At 67.3% G+C, this 20829-nt stretch carries 16 protein-coding genes; 9 read left to right on the top strand and 7 right to left on the bottom strand.

Translation table 11 applies throughout. The features are described 5' to 3' along the window. Position 1 precedes the first annotated feature (1 nt). The 4 genes from A5646_RS08235 to A5646_RS08220 all read right to left on the bottom strand — a co-directional run bounded on the left by A5646_RS08235 (position 2) and on the right by A5646_RS08220 (position 4038). Positions 2–1537, bottom strand: a complete 1536-nt coding sequence (locus A5646_RS08235) for a CdaR family transcriptional regulator (protein ID WP_067021162.1) — start codon at positions 1535–1537, stop codon at positions 2–4. Between the two features lie 109 nt (positions 1538–1646). Continuing rightward, positions 1647–2717 (bottom strand): quinone-dependent dihydroorotate dehydrogenase, encoded by a 1071-nt coding sequence (locus tag A5646_RS08230; RefSeq protein WP_067021160.1) that lies wholly within the window; start codon positions 2715–2717, stop codon positions 1647–1649. A 32-nt stretch (positions 2718–2749) separates the two neighbouring features. After that, on the bottom strand, positions 2750–3019 hold the full coding sequence (locus A5646_RS08225; protein WP_066873471.1) for a DUF5703 family protein: 270 nt from the start codon (positions 3017–3019) through the stop codon (positions 2750–2752). After that, a complete protein-coding gene (locus tag A5646_RS08220; RefSeq protein WP_067021157.1) occupies positions 3016–4038 on the bottom strand; it encodes a YncE family protein in 1023 nt (340 codons plus the stop codon). Before A5646_RS08220 ends, A5646_RS08225 begins: the two co-directional genes overlap by 4 nt. A gap of 165 nt (positions 4039–4203) precedes the next feature. On the opposite strand from A5646_RS08220, the gene A5646_RS08215 reads away from it, so the two are divergent. From A5646_RS08215 to mshC, 6 genes are all read left to right on the top strand, one after another. Then, complete coding sequence (locus tag A5646_RS08215; RefSeq protein WP_066873465.1) at positions 4204–4506, top strand: hypothetical protein; 303 nt, start codon at positions 4204–4206, stop codon at positions 4504–4506. Between the two features lie 35 nt (positions 4507–4541). Next, on the top strand, positions 4542–5327 hold the full coding sequence (locus A5646_RS08210) for a histidine phosphatase family protein (protein WP_066875958.1): 786 nt from the start codon (positions 4542–4544) through the stop codon (positions 5325–5327). 62 nt (positions 5328–5389) lie between these two features. After that, positions 5390–5977 (top strand): DUF3090 domain-containing protein, encoded by a 588-nt coding sequence (locus A5646_RS08205; protein WP_007770786.1) that lies wholly within the window; start codon positions 5390–5392, stop codon positions 5975–5977. Further along, complete coding sequence (locus A5646_RS08200) at positions 5961–6776, top strand: SCO1664 family protein (RefSeq protein ID WP_066875956.1); 816 nt, start codon at positions 5961–5963, stop codon at positions 6774–6776. Before A5646_RS08205 ends, A5646_RS08200 begins: the two co-directional genes overlap by 17 nt. 66 nt (positions 6777–6842) lie before the next feature. Continuing rightward, complete coding sequence (locus A5646_RS08195) at positions 6843–7637, top strand: 3'(2'),5'-bisphosphate nucleotidase CysQ (protein WP_067021153.1); 795 nt, start codon at positions 6843–6845, stop codon at positions 7635–7637. Positions 7638–7834: 197 nt separating this feature from the next. Then, a complete protein-coding gene (gene mshC / locus A5646_RS08190; RefSeq protein ID WP_067021150.1) occupies positions 7835–9070 on the top strand; it encodes a cysteine--1-D-myo-inosityl 2-amino-2-deoxy-alpha-D-glucopyranoside ligase in 1236 nt (411 codons plus the stop codon). Positions 9071–9087: 17 nt separating this feature from the next. Here mshC and A5646_RS08185 read toward each other — a convergent pair whose 3' ends face one another. The 3 genes from A5646_RS08185 to A5646_RS08175 are packed head-to-tail and all read right to left on the bottom strand — an operon-like array spanning position 9088 to position 11193. After that, a complete protein-coding gene (locus A5646_RS08185; RefSeq protein ID WP_067021146.1) occupies positions 9088–10314 on the bottom strand; it encodes a DUF6545 domain-containing protein in 1227 nt (408 codons plus the stop codon). Next, on the bottom strand, positions 10311–10811 hold the full coding sequence (locus A5646_RS08180; protein WP_066876002.1) for a hypothetical protein: 501 nt from the start codon (positions 10809–10811) through the stop codon (positions 10311–10313). Before A5646_RS08180 ends, A5646_RS08185 begins: the two co-directional genes overlap by 4 nt. Next, positions 10792–11193, bottom strand: coding sequence for a helix-turn-helix domain-containing protein (locus A5646_RS08175; RefSeq protein WP_231998269.1), 402 nt, complete (start codon positions 11191–11193; stop codon positions 10792–10794). Before A5646_RS08175 ends, A5646_RS08180 begins: the two co-directional genes overlap by 20 nt. 1166 nt (positions 11194–12359) lie before the next feature. Between A5646_RS08175 and A5646_RS08170 the strand changes: the two genes are divergently transcribed. The 3 genes from A5646_RS08170 (at position 12360) to A5646_RS08160 (ending at position 20445) form a co-directional block, all read left to right on the top strand. Continuing rightward, positions 12360–15035 (top strand): LuxR family transcriptional regulator, encoded by a 2676-nt coding sequence (locus A5646_RS08170; RefSeq protein WP_231998268.1) that lies wholly within the window; start codon positions 12360–12362, stop codon positions 15033–15035. A gap of 450 nt (positions 15036–15485) precedes the next feature. Then, positions 15486–18086 (top strand): LuxR family transcriptional regulator, encoded by a 2601-nt coding sequence (locus A5646_RS08165; protein ID WP_066867429.1) that lies wholly within the window; start codon positions 15486–15488, stop codon positions 18084–18086. A gap of 628 nt (positions 18087–18714) precedes the next feature. Then, on the top strand, positions 18715–20445 hold the full coding sequence (locus A5646_RS08160) for a thiamine pyrophosphate-binding protein (RefSeq protein WP_067021142.1): 1731 nt from the start codon (positions 18715–18717) through the stop codon (positions 20443–20445). Positions 20446–20829 lie beyond the last annotated feature (384 nt).

Below are 20829 nucleotides of genomic sequence, written 5' to 3'. Positions count from 1 at the left end.
GTCAATCGGTGTCGAGAGCCGCGAGTTCGATCATCATCGCCAGCCGCTTTCTGGCATCGTCTAACGGCAAAGTGGTGATCTCGGCCATCTTGCGCAGCCGGTAACGCACGGTGTTTTCGTGCACTCCGAGCTGTTCTCCGGCCTCGGCCGGGTCGCCCTGGGCCTCCAGCCATGCTCGCAGCGTGGCGACGTAGTCGGTCCCGTGGGCACGGTCATGACGGCCCAGCTCGGCCACCGGCCCACGGGATGGGGAACGGCCTGAGCGCGCTGCGGCGCGCAACCGCTGCAGCAGGATGTCAGCCCATGACTCGTCATAGACCGGAGGCGCGGCCCCGGGTGATATCTCATGCAGCGCAAGACATTCCTCGGCTTCCTGGCGTGCAGCGGCAAGGTCTGTCACCTCAGCCGCGCCACTTACACCGGCCAACACGGTCACCTGTTCGGGCAGGGCCGCCCGCAGACCGGTTACCCAGCGCCGCGCCGTCGCCGCTTGCTCGGCGGGCAGTAGCGTGTACACGATTTTGCCCGCCAAAGCGCTGCGCCCCGGCCGTGACCAGCCGAATCCGGTGGTAGCACGCTCGAACGACAACAACAAAGCGGCATCGCGTTCATCGCCGATGAACGCCTGCAGCGCAATGACTCTCAGGCCATCGTGCGGCAGACCCAGCCTGCTCGCCACCATGGCTGCATCAGCAGTGCCCTCCAGCAGTCGAAGCACGAGTTCGGATTCGACTTGACGTTCCAAATCCGCGCTCGCGCGGGACCGGAGAAGATGCAGGGCTACGGTGTGCGCACCCGCGGCCAAGGCGGTGCGCGCCGCTTCGTCGAGAGGCGCCGAACACGCCACCCATACCGACCCGATCAGCTCTCCCGCGGAGCGCACCGCCACCACTTCACGCCCGATCAAACCGTGTTCGGGATCCTCGGGGACGAACAGCGGTTCGTCGGAGGCCCCCAGGTGTGCGAATACGCCCCGCGCATCGAACGATTCGCGCAGCTGCTCGGGCGTCTGTCGTTCCAGGATGGTCTGCACCCGCGCCGGGTCAGCGTGCTGCTGTTGTTTCGAATACGCCAACACCCGCAACAGCGCGTCGTGAATGACGACTGAACTGCCGACAGCATCCGCCAGGCTATCGGCCAGCGCGAACAAATCCGTTGGGCCACGACCGGATTCGGTCTCGCGGCCCTCCAACACGAGACCGTAGACGACCGCACTCACCTCGCTCCAGGTGACCGCCTCGTCAACCACCAGGACGGCGCCGACCTCGGCCTCGCTGTCGAACGCCTCTCTGTCGAGCGCGATCGGCTCACCGTCGCGTACCAACACCACGACGGCGCGCGCCGAAGCCGCCCACCGCACCGCTTCGCGAACGGAGCCGGCGCCGATGGCCAGCAATACATCGCCTACCACCACACGATCCGGCGCGGCTTCGTGGATCACCACGCTGCGCAGTTCGGTCGACCTGGGCACCGACGACCACCGCAAGCGGACCCTATAACCACCCAGCACGTTCACCAAGCGGTCCAACGTGATCACCAGCCGCTCCTTATGCCGAACTGGTAGTCAGCCTAGCCAGGCGTCAAGCGGGTCCGATGAAAATGCAATTGCTGGGCCGATGAGCTTCTGCTCGACCGCGCGGCCCGACTCAATCCGGCGGGTGGGCCGCCGAGCCGACGGCATCGCTGAGCGACGCGAAGCCGCCGTCGCGTAGCCGCTGCGCGATGCCATCGTGAATCTGCTTGGCCCACAAGCCTCCTCCGTAGATGAAGCCGGTGTAACCCTGCAGCAGCGATGCGCCCGCGGTGATCCGCTCCCAGGCGTCGTCCGCTGTCTCGATGCCCCCCACACTGATCAGCACCAGGCGGTCACCGACCCGGCCGTAAAGCCGGCGCAGCACCTCGACCGCGCGGCGTGCCACCGGCGGCCCGGAGATGCCACCCGGACCCAGCTCGTCGACCCCGGGCGTCCGCAGACCCTGCCGTGACACCGTGGTGTTGGTGGCAACGATGCCGGCCAGGCCCAGTTCCATTGCCAGGTCGGCGATTTCGTCCACGTCGGCATCGGAAAGGTCCGGCGCGATCTTCACCAGCACCGGTTTGGACGTCTCGGCGAGCACCGCCGAAAGGATGGGCCGCAGCGTGTCGACGGCCTGTAGATCACGCAGCCCGGGGGTGTTCGGCGAGCTGACGTTGACCACCAGGTAGGACGCCAGGGGGCCGACCAGCCGGGCGCTCGCCCGGTAATCGTCGACGGCCGCGGCGGCCGGCGTCAGCTTCGTCTTGCCGATGTTGACCCCGATCGGCACCTCGGGCCGCTGCCGCGCGAGGCGCATCGCCAGCGCGCCGGCACCGAGGTTGTTGAAGCCCATCCGATTGAGCAGGGCCCGGTCGGCCGGCAGCCGAAACATCCGGGGGGCCGGGTTGCCCGGCTGTGGGCGGGCCGTGACCGTCCCGACCTCCGCGTGCCCGAATCCGAGCGCCCCCCACGTGAGCAGCCCCAGGCCGTCCTTGTCGAAGCCGGCGGCCAGTCCCAGTGGCCCGGCGAAGCGCACCCCGAACACCGTGCTCGCCAGTGCCGGATCCGTCGGGGCCAGCAGCCGGTGCAGCAACCGCCGTGTCCAGCCGACCGAGGTGACACCACGCAGCAAGGCGAACACCAGCGTGTGAATCCGCTCGGGCGGGATCACGAAAAGCAGCCGTCGCGCCACGCCGTACATCCGGTGTCCGCCCTCGCGTGGCCGGGCGGCTGTCACAGTTCCGGCTGGTCGGGCCGTCGCCCCTCGGAAGCCGCGCCCTCGATGCGAGACTTCTTGCGGCGCAACAACACTCGTCTGCTACCGTCGGTGTAAAGCCGCACCCTGGTCAACTCCCAGCCGCGGTATTCGGCCTCGATGGACAATCGGGTGGACGCACTGACCCGGGTCACGTCCGGCGGCAGACGCAGCGGCGCCCATTCGTATTCGTCGGACATCTCGGTGTCCCATCCCGCGGGCAGGCGGCTGCGCCGCGCCGCGGTCAACGCGTACCCGCCGCGTGCTCGATGACCTGAACTCCCGCACCGGAACCCGACACCACGTACAGGGTGCCTGACGCTTCGTCGATGGCCAGCGAGTTCGGTTGCTGCACGGTCGGGTAACGCACCTTTTCGACGGGAATTCCGGTGGACAGATCGTAACCAATGACGATATTGGAAACGGTCTGCGAAACCCAGGCTAACGCGCGGGAGCCGGCCAGGCCGTACGGCGCCTGCGCAACCGGGTAGGCCTGCCGCAGAATCAACGGGTCCACGCCGTACACCAGCAGCTGGCCACCGCGGGTGTCGGCGACCAGCACCCGGCCCGCCGGATCGGCGGCCATGGTGGTGGCGCCCCGGCCCGCGCGCAGCGCCTGCTCGGCATGACCGTCGGCGCCCATCGTGGTCACCGACGTCTGGCCGCGGTCCAGCACCACCGTCGTATTGCCTTGTGTGGCAAGGGCATCGACGCGCGCAAAGATCTTGTTGCGGTTGGCGACGGTCGCGCTGGTGGCCGCGCCCGGCGTCGGGGAGGCAAGGGTGTAGACGGCGCCGTCGGCGCTGCCCAGCACCAGCTTGCCGTCGGCGCGCTGGGCCACCGCGGTGAAATCGGTCTGGGAAGCGTCGGCGACGGTCACCTGAGTCGCCCGGCCGGTGGACAGCTCGACCGTGAAGTAGCCGCCGCGGGCGGCGAGGTAGGCGGTTCCGTGGCCGTCGTCGGCCAAGGCGGTGGCCGGTCCCGGCAACTCGACGACACGGGGCGTGACCTGCGCGTCACCGAAGACGGTGACGCTGGCGGGGGAGGCCGCGTCGGCCCCCGGGGTCAGGACCACCAGCTGATGCGTGCCGTCGTCGAAGACCGCCGCCGCGGCGTGACCGGGCAGCGGCCGCACGGCGCCGGTGGGCTGCTGTGACGCGGGCGGCGACACGGCGGCGCGTGCCGGTTCGATGGTGTGCGGAGCGCCACCGAGCGAAGTGGACGAACATCCGGCTATCGCTAGCAGCAAAACCGCGAGACTCGTCAAACCGCCCCGAACTGCCCGTTTCCGGCGCGACGGTAGTGGCAGCAATTCATTTCCCTTGTGGTCTGGCGGCGAGAAGCACGCGGAACACAGATTCTATGAAACGCTTTCGCCTCCACCGGGCCATGCCGCCTGCATTCGACCCTACCGGCGAGGTATGGTCAGCTCATGGCCGTCACCGCTGACCGTCATTTGACGCAGAAAGAGTTTGCTGTCGAGGACATGTCGACAGGCATTGCCGCAAGCGGATACGGACAAGTCGGTGATGGACGGAGCTTTTCGTTCCACATCGAGAACCGATCCCTGGTCGTCGAGGTTTACCGGCCGCGGCTGGCGGGGCCCGTGCCGCAGGCCGATGAGGTGGTCGCCACGGCGGTCCGCGACGTGGTCGACATCGACCTGACCGACGAGCGCAGCCTGAGCGCTGCGGTGCGCGACTCCATCGCGCATGCGGTGCCCGTTTCGCGCTAGCGGTGACCCGGCCAGCGGGTACCGTCGTGGTCGATATGACCGTCATCCTCTTACGGCACGGCCGCTCGAGTTCGAACACGGCGGGCGTTCTCGCCGGTCGCTCCGAGGGCGTCGACCTCGATGACAAGGGCCGTGAACAGGCCGAGGGGCTCATCGATCGGATCGGCGAGCTGCCGATCCGGGCGCTGGTCAGCTCGCCGCTGCTGCGCTGCCGGCGCACCCTCGAGCCGTTGGCCGACGCGCTGTGCCTGACGCCGCTCGTCGACGACCGGCTTGCCGAGGTGGACTACGGCGAATGGACGGGCCGCAAGATCGGCGACCTGGTCAGCGAGCCGCTGTGGAAGGTCGTGCAGGCTCACCCCAGCGCGGCGGTGTTCCCCGGCGGCGAGGGCCTGGCGCAGGTGCAGGCCCGGGCGGTGGCCGCCGTGCGTGAGCACGACCGCCGCCTGGCCGCCGAAGCCGGTGCAGACAGCGGCGGCGACGTGCTGTGGGTCGCTTGCACTCACGGTGATGTCATCAAGGCCGTCATCGCCGACGCGTACGGCATCCACCTGGACGGCTTCCAACGCGTCACCGCCGACCCGGCGTCGGTGAGTGTGATCCGGTACACCGAGCTGCGTCCGTTTGTGTTGCATGTCAACCACACCGGTGCGCGGCTGGCGGCATCCTTGCGCGCCGGCCCTCCGGCGAAGGAAGAGGCTAAGGAAGGCTCGAAGCACGACACGACGCCCGACACCGACCCCAAATCCAACGGAGAAGCACAGCGGCCGGGTGCGGGAGTGCCGTCCAGCGACGCGGTGGTCGGCGGTTCCGCGGATTAATTCGGCGGGTGGGTCCATCGGATCGCACGGCGACGGCAACTGCCGGTATTTTGGGAAGTGCCATGGCCCGCGCAATTCATGTTTTCCGCACACCCGACCGCTTCGTGGCCGGGACCGTTGGCCAGCCCGGAAATCGCACGTTTTACATCCAGGCTGTGCACGACGCCCGAGTGGTGTCGGTGATATTGGAGAAACAGCAGGTGGCGGTGCTCTCCGAGCGCATCGGTGCGCTGCTGCTGGAGGTGAACCGCCGGTTCGGCACGCCGGTTCCCCCCGAGCCCGCCGAGATCGAGGACCTCGATCCGTTGGTCACCCCCGTCGACGCCGAGTTCCGGGTCGGAACCATGGGCCTGGGCTGGGATTCGGAGGCCCAGACGGTGGTGGTCGAGCTGCTGGCGGTCACCGACGCCGAGTTCGACGCGTCGGTGGTGCTCGACGACACCGAGGAGGGTCCCGACGCGGTCCGGGTGTTCTTGACGCCGGAGTCGGCGCGCCAGTTCGCCACCCGCTCCAATCGCGTCATCTCCGCGGGACGGCCGCCGTGTCCGCTGTGCGACGAACCACTGGACCCGGAGGGCCATATCTGCGCGCGCGCCAACGGATATCGGCGCAGTGCGCTGCTCGGGCCTGACGATGACCCCGAGGTCTGACGACCGTGAGGTGTTGCGCGACGGCGAGCTGACGGTCATCGGACGGATCCGCTCGGCCAGCAACGGCACCTTTCTCTGCGAATCGACGCTTGGCGAGTCCAGCGTGCACTGCGTCTACAAACCCGTCGCGGGGGAGGCGCCGCTGTGGGATTTTCCCGACGGGACGCTGGCCGGCCGCGAACGGGCGGCGTATCTGGTGTCGGCGAAGCTCGGCTGGAATATCGTGCCCTACACCATCATTCGGCACGGACCGGCGGGCCCGGGCATGCTGCAGCAATGGGTGCAGCAACCCGGCGACGCGGTGGACACCGAGCCGCGGCCGGGGCCGGACCTGGTCGACCTGTTTCCCGCCGGCAGCAAGCAGCCCGGTTACCTGCCGGTGCTGCGCGCCCTCGATTATGCGGGCGACGAGGTCGTCCTGATGCACGCCGACGACATTCGCCTGTGGCGGATGGCGGTGTTCGATGTGCTGGTCAACAACGCCGACCGCAAGGGCGGCCATGTGCTGCGCGACCTCGACGGCCACATCTTCGGGGTCGACCACGGCGTGTGCCTGCACGTCGAGGACAAGCTGCGCACGGTGCTGTGGGGATGGGCCGGCAAGCCGATCGACGATCACACCTTGGAAGCCGTGGCCGGCCTGGCGGACGCGCTCGAGGATCAGTTCGGTGACGAACTGGCCGAGCACATCACCCGGGCCGAAGTCGCAGCGCTGCGCAGACGCGCCCACGCGCTGCTGGACCGTCCGGTGATGCCCGGGCCGAACCGGCATCGCCCCATTCCCTGGCCGGCTTTCTAGCGGTGATCGCAAGCGCGGCGCAGCCATCGGTGAAGGCCGCGGTACGCCGTCGGTGATACTGAAGCGGTGAGCCCCGCCGACGAGATAACCGCCGACGAGATAACCGATGCCGCGCTGGCCGCCGATCTCGCCGCCGAAGCCGGGGAGTTGCTGCTGAAGGTCCGCGACGAAGTCGGCTTCGGGTATCCCTGGGCGCTGGGTGATGCCGGTGACAGCCTGGCGAACGCCTTGATCCTGCGGCGGCTGCACGCGGAGCGGCCCGACGACGGGGTGCTGAGCGAGGAGGCCTACGACGACCTGTCCCGCCTCAACCATGACCGCGTGTGGATCATCGACCCACTGGACGGCACCCGGGAGTTCTCCACGCCGGGCCGCGACGACTGGGCGGTACACATCGCGCTGTGGCAGCGCCCCAGTAACGGCCAGCGCGAAATCACCGACGCGGCGGTGTCGTTGCCGGCCCGCGGCAACATCGTCTACCGCAGCGACACCGTGACCGCCGACGCCGCGCGCGTCGGCGTCAGCGACACCATCCGCATCGCCGTCAGCGCCACCCGGCCCCCCGCGGTCCTGCACCGGATGCGCCAGACGTTGCCCATTCAGCCCGTCGCGATCGGTTCGGCCGGTGCCAAGGCGATGGCCATCATCGACGGGCACGTCGACGCCTACGTGCACGCGGGCGGCCAGTGGGAGTGGGATTCGGCGGCCCCGGCCGGGGTGCTGATGGCCGCCGGCATGCACGCGTCGCGGCTCGACGGATCGCCGATGCGCTACAACCAGCTCGACCCGTACCTGCCCGACTTCGTGATGTGTCGCGCCGAGCTGGCGCCCATCCTGTTGAGCGCCATCCGCGGCACGTAGGCCGTTAGGCCGTCAGCGGCCGAGCCCGCGCCGCAAGTCTTTCGCCGAGAGCATCCGCACCATGTTTTCGATGAAGCTGCCCTTCCTGGTGCCGCAGGGATGCCAGAGCGGCTCCTTTCATCGCGTGTTTTTCGTCGCGCGCCGCCTTCCCGGCCCGCCGCGCGGGCCGCATCGTCGGCGCGCTTAGGCTGATTGCCATGCAGTCGTGGTCTTCCCCAGAGGTCCCCGTGTTGGCGGGGCGCGGCCCGGAGCTTCGGCTGTATGACACGTCCGACCGGCAAGTGCGTCCCGTGGCGGCCGGCTCGACCGCCACGATGTATGTCTGCGGCATCACCCCGTACGACGCGACACATCTGGGCCACGCGGCAACCTATCTGGCGTTCGACCTGATCCATCGGCAGTGGCTCGATCTCGGGCACGACGTCCACTACGTGCAGAACGTCACCGACGTCGACGATCCGCTGCTGGAGCGCGCCGAGCGCGACGGCATCGACTGGCGCGAGCTGGCCGCGCGTGAGGTGTCGCTGTTCCGCGAAGACATGGCGGCGCTGCGCATCCTGGCCCCCCGCGAATACGTCGGGGCGACCGAGGCCATCGCCGAGGTCGTCGAACTCGTCGAGAAGATGCTGGCGTCCGCAGCGGCCTACGTCGTGGACGGCGAATACCCGGACATCTACTACCGCGCCGACGCCACGATGCAGTTCGGCTACGAATCCGGCTATGACCGCGACACCATGCTGCGGCTGTTCGCCGAGCGCGGCGGCGACCCGCAACGGCCCGGCAAAACAGACCAGCTCGACGCGCTGCTGTGGCGGGCCGAGCGGCCGGGGGAGCCCAGCTGGCACTCGCCGTTCGGTCCGGGCCGTCCCGGCTGGCACGTCGAGTGCGCGGCGATCGCGCTCAGCCGCATCGGCAGCGGCCTGGACATTCAGGGCGGGGGCAGCGACCTGATCTTCCCGCATCACGAATTCACCGCCGCGCACGCCGAATGTGTGCGTGGCGAGCGGAGATTCGCCCGCCACTACGTACACGCCGGGATGATCGGCTGGGACGGGCACAAGATGTCCAAGAGCCGGGGCAACCTGGTCTTGGTGTCTGCGCTGCGCGCGCAGGGTGTCGAGCCTGCGGCCATCCGCTTGGGGCTGCTCGCCGGGCACTACCGCGGGGACCGGTATTGGAGCGACCAGGTGCTCGACGACGCCGTCGCCCGGCTGCACCGCTGGCGTAGCGCTACGGGGCTGGCCGTCGGGCCGGACGCCAGCGACGTGATCGCGCGGGTGCGCCAATATCTAGCCGACGACCTCAACACGCCCAAAGCCCTTGCCGCCCTTGATGGTTGGGTCAGCGACGCGCTGGAATACGGTGGCCACGACGCCGAGGCGCCCAGGCGGGTGGCGACGGCGATCGATGCGCTATTGGGCGTGGCGGTCTAGCGAGAGCATGCGCTCGGTCACGCCGGCAGGCCGCTTCCCGTCTTGGGTCCCTCGGGAATGACCTGTTCGGTCGCCGCCAAGGCCGCCGGCCACCATTTCGCCAGTGCCGACAGATCGGCCGCTTCCTCGTAGAGGCTCGTCGACCGGGAATTGACCACCACGGCTTGGTCGGGTGTCTCGGGTCGGTCTCCCGCGGCCTTGGCCTTGGCGGCGTGCGCCAGCTCGAAAGCGTTTGTCGCCGAATCGCGTTCGTCGGCCGGCACGGAGTATGTCTGGAAGAATCGGGCCAGCTCGTCTGGAGCGGTGGCACGGACATAGTGGCGCAGCTGCAGGATCGCATCGCGGATTTCGATGACCGTCTGGTGCAGCTGCAGCGTCGACTTTCGAAACCGCCGGTCGTCGTGTTCGAGGTCGTCGTGTTCGAGGTTGAAACTGCTTTCCGGGACCACGGCTGTCATGCTGAGCCGCAGCGGCTGCAGACCTCTCCAGGTGCGGCTGACGCGGTCGAGTCCGAGGTAGGAATGCAGGCGCACGGCGAGCGGAACCGCGCCGAAGAGATAGACGATGACGGCCATCCACAAAAATTCGAATCCGTGCACCCGCACCCGGAATGCCACGGTATTGCTCCAGCCGAGCTGGTCGCTCACCGCCAGCACCAGCGCCTCCAGGCAGGCCGCGACCGTCAGGACAACCGCGAGCACCCCGGCGGCCGCGAGCAGCAATTCGCGGGTGTCGGTGGCCCTTAGCAACTCCGAGCCGAACATCCACAGCAACCGCGCCACCAAGATGACGATGATGGTCAGGTACAGGCTCAACGCCAACACCGCATCCCAGCCGCCGGACACCTCGAACGGCTGGCCTGCCACGCGAGCACGCGTGCCCGTGGCCAGGAAGGCCGCGGACAGCGCGATCGCGGCCAGGCGGTAATAGCGGTGACTGCGACGCGTTGCCTCCGGTGAGATCCGGTTCCACAGCATGGTGAAACCGATGAATTCACCGCACGCCAAAATCATTGCAACGCAGGACAATTGTTGGGCGGTTGTCACGTTCATGAGGGCGCTCTTCGACAACACCGCTTGCACGCGGCGCTCGCGCAACAGCTGCGCCAGCAGCAGCCAGGCCATCACGTTGTTGAAGTAGGTCTGGTACAGGTTGGCCCTGCACCACCGGAACCGGGCGGCGAGAAGCATCGCCATGATCGCGATCACGGGCCACGCGACGATACCCGGGATGGTGGACGTCATTGGCGACGAAAGAAGGCGCTGCGCATCATCGAGCGACGTTCGGCGGCCTCCGCGGCGGCGATCAGCAACAGGGAAGCGAACATCTCGGCGTCGCGCTCCTGATCACTGGCGTAGTCGCCGCGTCCCAATATCGCGCGCACCGTGGCGGGATCGATGTCGGGCAAGGCTTGCCGGCACACCTTGTATTCCGGTGCCTCTTCGAAGCTGTGACCGCCACTTCGGCCGTGGCCCAGCAAGATGTGTCCGATCTCGTGGCCCACGATCTGGTCGATGTGGTAGTCGGTGGTGCCGGCCTCGTGCAGGATCAGGTCTTCGTCGTCGCAGGCCAGCCAGATTCCGCAGGGGCTGTCCGCCAGCGCCGCGGTGTCCGTCGGGACCAGCCTGATCGGCCGACCGCGCAGCTGGCCCAGGTTCTCGATGAAGACGTTCCGGTCCCAGGGCACCGGGATCGGCAGCTCGCGCGTCAGCGCGAGTATCTCAGCGTTCGAGGCCGCCATCGGGTTGGTCATCTCTCTGGGAGGAAATCGGGGGCAGCCGTTCAAGCTCGCGGAGGTGGTCGACGATCGCCGCCAGGCTGTTGAGGGCCTGGGGGGTGAGCCCCGAGGCGCGAGCCGCCAGGTCGCGCACGCCGTTATCGCGCAGTGCCTGCAGAAGATTCAGTTGCGCGTCGATCGCCGGGTCGGTGCCGCGATCGATCAGGTATGACGGCGGCACGCCGAAAAAGTCGGCGATCGCCCTCAGGTGCGCGACAGTGGGGTTCGTCTTTATGCCGCTTCTGAGTTGCCAGAGGTAAGCCGGGCTGATCGGGACGCCGGTTTTATCGGTGATCGCCGCGGCGGCCGCGGCGTTGGACAGCGGAGGCGTGCCCGCCTTGCGCATGAGTTCGAACAGCTTGTTCAGGCGGGCTGCCAACACGCCGTCGTCGGACCCTTTGGCTGGGGCGCCATCGGCTGCCAATGCACTCTCGTTTCATCAGATCTCTCGCGGTGTGTACTCATGTTACAGGTAGGCCCTTCTCGACGGCCGCGAAACACTACTCGCGAAGACGCTCCGGTGCGCGGCTGTGACCTCGGTGTCTGTGGATGGTGAAGCGCTTCACCTCGTTATGCACAGGGGGCGGCGCGCGGGTTTACATTTTCTTCAGCGTACGGTTGAATTTCCGGCGTGTACTGTGGTGTACGGTGCGGCGCGGCGCCTTTTCCTTCCGATAGGGCGATCGACATGCCGCGCGCTGCGCGTCCGGGCGCGGCTTTGCTGGTGAACGACGAGGGGCGGACGCCAGAGCGCCGGGTCCGGCTTCGCGCGGGGCGGCCCGGGATGTCTCGCCGTGGCCATCCTGCCTTAACAGGCCTTTTTTGTCGGCGAAACAATGCGCCGCGCAATTCACCACGAGGGCGGGAGATCGCCGCCCAGCACAGCAAACTCGAATTCCGGTTTGATGGCCATTGTCGCCATCGGGTAACACGGCCCTATCCAGATGCAGAAGCGCCACTTGTAGGTGAATCCTCACCTGCGACGACGCCCGCTGTTGGTGTTAGCCAACGCCACGATTTGAAGCCAAAGATTTGTTCTGCGCACCGGCGCCATTGCCGGCCGGCGGCGAGCCGTGCAGTGTAGTGATGTTTGCTATGAACTTACCTGGGATCCGACGTGCGTACCTATGAAACACCTGTATAACCTGGGTATTAATTTACACATGCGTCGAATCGCAGCGGGTCGGAATAATTTGCTGTTAGGTGCAAATCGGGGTAGCATTTTCAATACTTACTGGACTGCAGAAGGGATGAGTCCGGTGCACATGACGAGCGAGCCCGCGCGACTGTCGATAGACGGTCACCCCCGTCGGCCGCTGCGTCGTGATCATCGTCGGCCACAGGAGCGTCATGTGGCCGTTACCGATTGGGCCGGTCGCCGGCCCATCTGGAATTTGGAACGCTGCCCACTGGCTACCTTCCTGGCTTTGCCAAACGCCAAGGTGTCTGTGCTCGCTCGCTAAAAATTAGGGTTTACAAGTGTCGGGGGAAGTCGGGTCGACGTGGCCCATTGTGGGGCGAGATGTGGAGTTGCGGCGATCGCTGGCGGCCCTGAGTAGCGGGGATGTCCACGGGGTGGCGTTGGTCGGTGACAGCGGGGTGGGCAAGTCGACGCTGGCGCGCATGCTGGCCAAGACGGTCGAATCGGCAGGCCGGACAGTGCGGTTCGCGCTCGGGACCCAAACGGGCTACGCGGTGCCGCTGGGCGCGTTTTCGCGCTCGGTCAGCCTCGGGGTTACCCACGAACCGGCCGTCATGCTGGCCGCAGCGCACAAGACGCTGGCTCAAGAGAAGAACTTGGTGGTGGTGGTCGACGACGCGCAGCTGCTCGATCCGTTGTCGGCCACCTTGGTCAATCAGCTGGCGGCCGGTCGCAGCGCACGGTTGATCGTGACGATCCGGTCCGGCGAACCGGTCTCGGATGCGGTGACCGCGCTGCTCAAGGAACGCATCTTGTTGACCGTTCACGTCGATCCGTTCACCCGCGAGCAGACGGCCCTATTGGCCCGCGCGGTTCTGGGCGGTCCGGTCGATTTCCAGTTGGTCGACGAGTTGTTCGAGCGCAGCGCGGGAAATCCGTTGCTACTGCGCGGTTTTCTCGCGGCAGGGCAAGAGACTGGGGCGCTGGTTCGCACGGAAGAGGGCTGGCGACTTCGGGGACCGCTGCGCGCCGATCGCGAACTGCACGATGTGTTGGAGTTCCGGCTGCAATCACTGAGTCCGGACGAGTTGGAGGTGGTCGAGATCCTGGCCACCGCCGAACGGCTGAAGTGGGAGGTGCTGCGGGATATCTGCGATCCGGAGGCGGTGGCGAGCCTGGAGCGCCGTGGTCTGATCCAGTTGGTCGCCGACGGGTCGCACGCGGTGGCGCAGTTGAACCAACCCATGCTCGGTGAAGCGGCTACCCGGCACGCCGGAATGGTGCGCTCGCGGCAGGTCAACGGCAAATTGGTGCGGGCCCTGCAAAAGCACGAGCGGGCCGGGGACGGCGTGCTGAAGTTGCCCGGGTTACAGGGCCGAATCCGACTGGCGCAGTTCATGATGCGCAGCGACATGGAGCCCGACCTCGAGGTCGTCACCGCGGCCGCGGTGGACGCGTTGTCGATGTCGAATGTGGTGCTGGGCGAGGAGCTGGCGAGGTTCGCTGTCGATCGGGGCGGCGGTCTGCCCGCCGCGTTGGTGCTTGCCGAGGCGGTGAGTTGGCAGGGCCGCGGCGAGGAGGCCGATACCGTGCTCGTCGATGCCGAACCCGACGGCGGCGACGAATGGCTGATAGCGCGGTGGGGCTGTCTGCGCGCTGCCAACCTGTACTGGGGCTGCGCCGACGTCGAAGCCGCCACCCGGGCGCTCGATGACGTGAAGAAGCGGGTGGCGGCCGAGGCGGGTGTGCAGCTGATCGACGCGCTGGAGTTGTCGATGGGCTACTTCCGCGGCGACGTCGAGACGACCATCGCACTTGGGCCGGCGCTCTGCGAATCCGATCTATTACCGATCGCGACGGTGTGGGCTGCTTTCCCCACCTGCGGTGCCCTGGCCGTGGCCGGTCGACCGTCGGAGGTAAGCCGCGTCGCCGACGTCGGGCTGCGCGCGGCCGCACTGTGCGGACTGGGGCCGCATCAGTTCAACATCGGGATGACGGAGGTCATCGCCGCGACCGCCACCGGCAACGATCGCATGGCCGAACGCAGCTACAAGCGTTACGCCGCGATGGCCACCGGCCTTCCGGAAGCCGAGGCCATGGTGGACGCGATGCTGGGACTCGTGCATCTCGCGCGCGGCGAGCTCGCGTCGGCGTGCGCCGCGTTCGTCAAATCGGGGGCGGTGTTCACCGAGGGTTTTCCGTCGCCGTGGTTGGCACTGGTCGCCGCCCGCCATGCCCAGGCCGAGGGTGCGCGGGGCGACAGTGCCGCGGCAGCGGCGGCGCTGCGCCGCGCGGAGAAAGCCTACGGACCGCATATCGCGGTGTTCTTGCCCGAACTCGAGCTTGCCCGGGCCTGGGAGCGGGTGTCCGCCGGTGACACCACGGCCGCCCAGACGCATGCGTTGCGCGCGGCGCAAAACGCGCGAGTGGCCGGGATGCACGCGGTCGAAATGCAGGCGCGCCATGCCGCCGTGCGGTTCGGCGATCGTTCGCAGGTGGCGCGGCTGGAGCAGCTGGCGCGCATACTGGACACGCCGTTGGCCGGGGCGGTCGCCGATCATGCCCGCGGGCTGGCACGGCACGACGGCAATTTGCTCGATGCCGCGGCACACCGGTTCGCCGACCTCGGCGCGTTGGCTCTCGCCGCCGACGCATCGGCCCAGGCCGCCGCCGAACACACCCGCCGGGGCGACCGCGCGAAGGGATTCGATTCGTCCACCCGCGCACACGCGCTGGCCAGCCAATGCGGTTTGCGCACCCCGTCGGTCGACGCGTCGGCTCGCCCGCTGCCGTTCAGCGGCCGTGAACGCCAGATCGTCATGCTGGTCGCCGCCGGGCTGTCCAACCGGCAGATCGCCGACCGGCTGGTCATCTCGGTACGCACGGTGGAAGGACACCTGTACCGGATCTTCACCAAGCTCGGCATCAACAATCGCGACCAACTCATCTGCCTTACCCGGCAGGAGCCGCCCAAACGAGGGGAGTTGTCACTTCGTGACGACGAGTCCCTGGGCTACGGGAGCCACGACCACCCCCGGACGGGCTGACTCTTCATAGGTACCCTATGAAGTTCGGCGTCCCGCCACTCTATCTCTGCGCGCTCACCACTCGACTTAGCTGTGGATTCCAATGATGCCTGCTTGAGGGGCCATACGCTCCCGCCCATGAGAGGCATTCGGAAGCGCAAAGTCGCGATCGTTGACCACGATGTTGACCCGTCCGGACCCGCGGTGACGGTTTTGCCACGGGAGCCGCTCACAGTCGAGGGCCGACTCGCATCGGGCCGCGTGGGCGGGACCTCGGCGCCGCTTGACGCTTTCAGGCTTTATCTGGCGGCAGCGAGTTCGGCCTTCATGTAGCGAACGGCGAGCTCGGGCCGTCTTGTCGGGCAGACGAGAACGGCGCTGGCTCGCGGTAGTCGACGAGCGCTTGTCGCCGGCGTCGGCGGGAGTGGGGAAATTTTGACGCACCGGGCGAATGAATCGACGTGGCCCATCGTGGGCCGCGACGCCGAGTTTCGGCGGTCACTGGCGGCGCTCAGCAACGGGGACTTCAACGGAGTGGCCTTGGTCGGCGACAGCGGAGTGGGCAAGTCGACGCTGGCTCGCATGCTGGCGAAGACGCTCGAGTCGGCCGGCCGCACGGTGCGATTCGCGCTGGGCACGCAAACTGGTTGCGCTCTGCCGCTGGGCGCCTTTTCTCGCGTGGTGAGTCTCGGAGTGGGACATGAACCGGCGATCATGCTGGCCGCTGCGCACAACACCTTGGGCCAGGACAAGAACTTGGTGGTGGTGGTCGACGACGCGCAGCTGCTCGATCCGTTGTCGGCCACCCTGGTCAATCAGCTGGCGGCCGGCCGCAGTGCGCGGTTGATCGTGACGATCCGGTCCGGCGAACCGGTCTCGGATGCGGTGACCGCGTTGCTGAAAGAACGCATATTGCTGACGGTGCACATCGATCCGTTCACCCGCGAGCAGACCGCCCTATTGGCGGGCGCGGTGTTGGGGGGTCCGGTCGAGCCCGGACTGGTCGACGAGTTGTTCGAACGCAGCTCGGGAAATCTACTGCTGCTGCGTGGTTTTCTGGCCGCCGGGCGGGAGAGCGGTGCGCTGGTTCACACCGAGGAGGGTTGGCAACTCCGGGGCCCGTTGCGCGCCGACCGGGAGCTGCACGACGCGTTGGAGTTTCGACTGCAATCGCTGAGTCCGGCGGAGCTGGAGGTGGTGGAGATTCTGGCCACCGCCGAGTTGCTGGAGTTGGAGATCCTGCGCGAAATCTGCGATGCCGACGCGATGGCGAACCTGGAGCGCCGTGGTCTGATCCAGTTGGTCGCCGACGGATCCCACACCCTGGCGCAACTGAATCACCCCATGCTCGGCGAAGCTGCGATCCGGCGCGCCGGGATGGTGCGCTCGCGGCAAATCAACGGTCTACTGGCCAAAACTCTTCGAAGGCACCTGCGGACAACGGGGCGGCGCTCGCAATTGCCCGACCTACGGGGCCGGATCCAGTTGGCCAGGTTCATGATGCGCAGCGACCTCGAGCCCGACCTGGATGTGGCCGTCAAGGCGGCCGCCGACGCGCTGGCGATGTCGAACGTGGCGCTGGGCGAGGAGCTGGCGAGGTTCGCGGTCGATCGTGGTGGTGGCCTGCCGGCCGCGTTGGTGCTTGCCGAGGCGGTGAGTTGGCAAGGGCGCGGCGAGGAAGCCGAAGCCATCCTGCTCGACGTCGACATCGATGGTGACGAGTGGATGATCGCGCGGTGGGCGTGTCTGCGGGCCGCCAACTTGGCATGGGGGTGCGGTGACGCGGAAACAGCGCGGCGCGTACTGAGCGATGTGAAACAGCGCGTTGCGTCCGAGGGGGGCATCCATCTGATCAATGCCTTGGAGGTTTCCATCGGGTTCTTCTGCGGTGACGTTGCGACGACGCTCGAACTGGGGCCGGGACTATGCGAGTCCGATGTCATACCGATGGCGACCGTGTGGGCGGCCATCGCGACATGTGGCGCCTTGATGGCCGTCGGACGATTCTCTGAAGTCGGCCGAATAGCCGAGGCGGGCCTACGGGCGGCGGCGCTCTGCAAGGCGGGATCACAACGGTTCGCCATCGGGGTGGCCGAGGTCATGGTCGCGACCGCCTCCGGCGACTATCCCGCGGCCGAGCGGATCTACAAGCGCTATGCCGCGATGGCGATCGGCATCCCGGCGGCCGAGGCCATGGTCGACGCCATGTTGGGGCTCCTACAGGTCACGCGCGGTGAGCTACCGACAGCCTGCGCCACCCTCGACCGCTCGATCTCCGAACTGTCCCAAGGTTTTCCGTCGCCCTGGTTGCTGGTGGTGGCCGCCCTGCACGCGCAGGCGGAAGGGGCGCGCGGCGAGAGCGCGGCGGCCGCAGCGGCGTTACGGCGTGCGGAGAAGGCCTACGGCCCGCATGTCGCGGTGTTCTTGCCCGAGCTCGAGCTCGCCCGGGCCTGGGAACGGGCGGCCGCCGGCGACCCAGCGGCCGCCCAGACGCACGCGCTGCAAGCAGCCGAAATCGCACGAGAGGCCGGGATGCACGTGGCGGAGATTCGGGCACGCCATGCCGCGGTGCGCTTCGGCGACCGTTCGCAGGCCGCGCGCGTGGCGGAGCTCGTCGAGACGCTGAACACGCCCTCGGCGCGGGCGGTCGCCGACCATGCCCGCGGACTGGCGCAACACGACGGCGATCTGCTCGATGCCGCGGCACATCGGTTCGCTGACCTCGGCGGTTTGGCGTTTGCCGCCGACGCATCGGCTCAGGCCGCCGGCGAGTACGCCCGCGCGGGTGACCGTCGCAGGGAGGTCGAGTCGTCGACGTGGGCGCATGCTTTGGCCAGCCAATGCGGGCTGCGTACCCCCGCCCTCGAGGCCGCGGCGCGTCCCCTGCCCTTCAGCGGCCGTGAGCGTCAGATCGTGCTGCTGGTCGCGGCCGGGCTGTCCAACCGGCAGATCGCCGACCGGCTGGTGATCTCGGTACGAACGGTCGAGGGACACTTGTACCGTCTATTCACCAAACTGGGCATCAACAATCGCGACGAGCTCATCCGCCTCATGAGCCGAGACGCGTCTTGACCGACATGCCATTCGGAGGTTCGGATCGGGCCACCGGTAGCCAGCCCCGCGGCTGCTGTGTAGTTCGCGCAGGCCTCCGGCACCGGCCCGCATCGTTCACAATCCGAAAGAGTCTCCCGCGCAAGCCGATAGCGCGGGCGCCGCACGCGGTGGGTTCGGCGCAGGCAATCCATCTTTCCGCTGGCGGGCGACGGTCCGAGCACTCTGTGACCACCGGTCAAGCCGGCCGCGACCGAGCCGTCGCGCACTACCTGCCGGGGTACCACTCGATCTGTGCGCGCGTACCACTTGAGTCGATTGAATCGGTTCGTGTGGGTTGTTCGAGCAAACATAAGCTCGCGCACATGACATCATGCGTGGCGGGCATGGCCGGTTGGACTCCTGTGGTTGTCGATTGCTACAGGATGTCACAAAACCCGCGAAAGTCGTTACACCGGACGGATGTTGGGGTCCGCGGCGGGGTTGCCGCAACCGTACCGATGCTGCTCACTGCCGCATGGTGCACGCGCGCGGCTCTCATCTCCGCGAGCGCGGGCCTGCAGCCCGGACGCACACCCACTTGTAACTTCCTCCATCGGGCTGGGGCGAGCACGCAACACACCTACGCCGTTTCTAAGAGGTTGAAATCATGTCTCACAGCCACCGGGTGGTCGACCACATCGTCGGGTATCTCGCGTCAATCGGAGTCGACTACATATTCGGCGTCGACGGCGGCAACATCGAAGACCTGTACGACGCCGCATTCTCACACTCGGACGTCGGCGCGGTGTTGGCCAAACACGAATTCTCGGCCGCGGCGATGGCCGACGGATATAGGCGCAGCGGCGGTGGCTTGGGCGTGGTGGCGGCCTCCGGCGTGGGCGCGCTGAACCTTGTCGCCTGCCTCGAGGAATCGTCGACCAACCGCGTGCCGCTGTTGGCGTTGGTGGGTCAGCCGGCCACCGCGATGGATGGTTGCGGCAGCTTTCAGGACACGAGCGGCCGCAACGGTTCACTGAATGCCGAGGCGCTGTTCTCCGAGGTGTCGGTGTTCTGCCGACGGGTGCGGGCCCCCGCGGACATCGCCTCGGCGCTGCCCGCCGCCGTGGCGGCGGCGCGAGCGGGCGGCCCTGCGGTGTTGTTGCTGCCCAAAGACGTTCAGCAAGCTGACGTGTGCATCCACGGCTTCATGCCCGGCCGCGGAATTGATAGTCCACGGGACATCGGTGATCCGCGTCTGATCGTGGAAATGCTGCGCCGGGTGAGGGGGCCGGTGACAATCATCGCCGGTGAACAGGTGGTCCGTGACGATGCGCGAGCCGAACTGGCGTCGTTGCGGGCGGTGCTCCGCGCCCGGGTGGCGTGCGTGCCTCACGCCAAGGATGCCGCCGGCACACCGGGTTTTGGGTTGTCTTCGGCGCTTGGCGTCACCGGTGTCATGGGCCACCCGGGTGTGGCGAAAGCGGTGGCCGGCAGCGCGTTGTGCCTGGTGGTGGGCACGCGGTTGCCTGTGACAGCGCGCGCAGGTTTGGACGATGCGCTGGCCGCGGTGCCCACCCTCTCAATCGGATCGGTACCGCCATACGTCGCATGCACCCACGTCCACACCGACGATCTGCAGGCATCGCTGCATATGCTGACGAGCGCGCTGACCGGGCGCGAGCGGCCGACCGGAATTCGAGTTCCCGACGCGGTGTCGAGCAGCGAGTTGAATCCGCCGAACTTCGACGGTCCCGGGGTGCGCTATCGCGACGCGATGAGCATGCTCGACCGCGTGTTGCCCGACGGGGTCGATGTTGTCGTCGACGTCGGCAATAGCGGCGCGGCGGCCGTCCATTATCTGCCGGTTCGCCGCGGGGGCCGGTTCGCCGTCGCCCCCGGCATGGGCTACAGCTTTGGCGCCGGGATCGGAATGGCCTTCGGCCGTAGAAGATTCGGGCCGCGGCACGAGCGCGTCGTGGTGATAGCCGGGGACGGTGCCTTCTTCACACACGGCATGGAGGTGCATACCGCTGTGCAGTACGGGCTACCGGTGACGTTCGTCTTGTTCAACAACAACGCCCACGCCATGTGCGCGATGAGCGAAAAGTTGTTCTACGGGAATCGGCATAGTTACAACACCTTCACAACGAGTCGGCTGGGGGCCGGTCTCGCCGCGATGTTTCCGGACCTTCCATCGGTCGATGTCGATGACGTCGACAGCTTGAGCGCCGCCATGCATTCAGCGCTAGAGGTCGACGGGCCGTCGGTGATCAGCGTCGAATGCGCCGCCGACGAAATTCCGCCTCTCTCGACTTTTCTCGGGTCTTTGACACCGAAATCTGTTGATTGCCAGAGTGTCCCGACGGAGAACAGAACCGATATCGTCTTCAGCGCGTGACGGCATCACCCGCCGGTATCGGCGCGATGGCAGTTTCAATGCGTACATCAGCCTAGCTAGGGAGCGCTCGACACAGGTCTCGACCCGGCCCCCGGGTGGGGGTGGCTGTATCCGCGCATGTCGGACCCGGCGCACGGCTGTCTAGTCGGCGTCGGGTAATCCTCTGTGGCCATCTAATCGGTACCGGGTGTTTGCTGACAGCCCAGACCCGCAGCCGCGACGGAAAACGCTGTTGCAGAATAAATTCCACGCTGACACGTGCATCTTTGGTGAACATTTGTCTGCCACTACGCAAGCTGCTGCGTTGGCGTGCGCTGACCACTCTATGTGTGTGCAGTTACTACGCTACCCGGCTTGATAAGCCTTACAACATGATTCAAACCC

The organism is Mycobacterium sp. 1245499.0 (assembly GCF_001673615.1).
GTDB lineage: Bacteria > Actinomycetota > Actinomycetes > Mycobacteriales > Mycobacteriaceae > Mycobacterium > Mycobacterium europaeum_A.
The sequence above is the reverse complement of the archived record's forward strand: the minus strand, read 5'-3'. Positions and strand labels throughout refer to the sequence as shown.

Bases quoted from the DNA above. Each gene is read 5' to 3' on its own strand.
- A5646_RS08230 (WP_067021160.1), bottom strand. From the start codon at position 2,717: ATGTACGGCGTGGCGCGACGGCTGCTTTTCGTGATCCCGCCCGAGCGG.
- A5646_RS08215 (WP_066873465.1), top strand. From the start codon at position 4,204: ATGGCCGTCACCGCTGACCGTCATTTGACGCAGAAAGAGTTTGCTGTC.
- A5646_RS08210 (WP_066875958.1), top strand. From the start codon at position 4,542: ATGACCGTCATCCTCTTACGGCACGGCCGCTCGAGTTCGAACACGGCG.
- A5646_RS08205 (WP_007770786.1), top strand. From the start codon at position 5,390: ATGGCCCGCGCAATTCATGTTTTCCGCACACCCGACCGCTTCGTGGCC.
- A5646_RS08200 (WP_066875956.1), top strand. From the start codon at position 5,961: ATGACCCCGAGGTCTGACGACCGTGAGGTGTTGCGCGACGGCGAGCTG.
- mshC (WP_067021150.1), top strand. From the start codon at position 7,835: ATGCAGTCGTGGTCTTCCCCAGAGGTCCCCGTGTTGGCGGGGCGCGGC.
- A5646_RS08185 (WP_067021146.1), bottom strand. From the start codon at position 10,314: ATGACGTCCACCATCCCGGGTATCGTCGCGTGGCCCGTGATCGCGATC.
- A5646_RS08180 (WP_066876002.1), bottom strand. From the start codon at position 10,811: ATGGCGGCCTCGAACGCTGAGATACTCGCGCTGACGCGCGAGCTGCCG.
- A5646_RS08175 (WP_231998269.1), bottom strand. From the start codon at position 11,193: ATGCGCAAGGCGGGCACGCCTCCGCTGTCCAACGCCGCGGCCGCCGCG.
- A5646_RS08160 (WP_067021142.1), top strand. From the start codon at position 18,715: ATGTCTCACAGCCACCGGGTGGTCGACCACATCGTCGGGTATCTCGCG.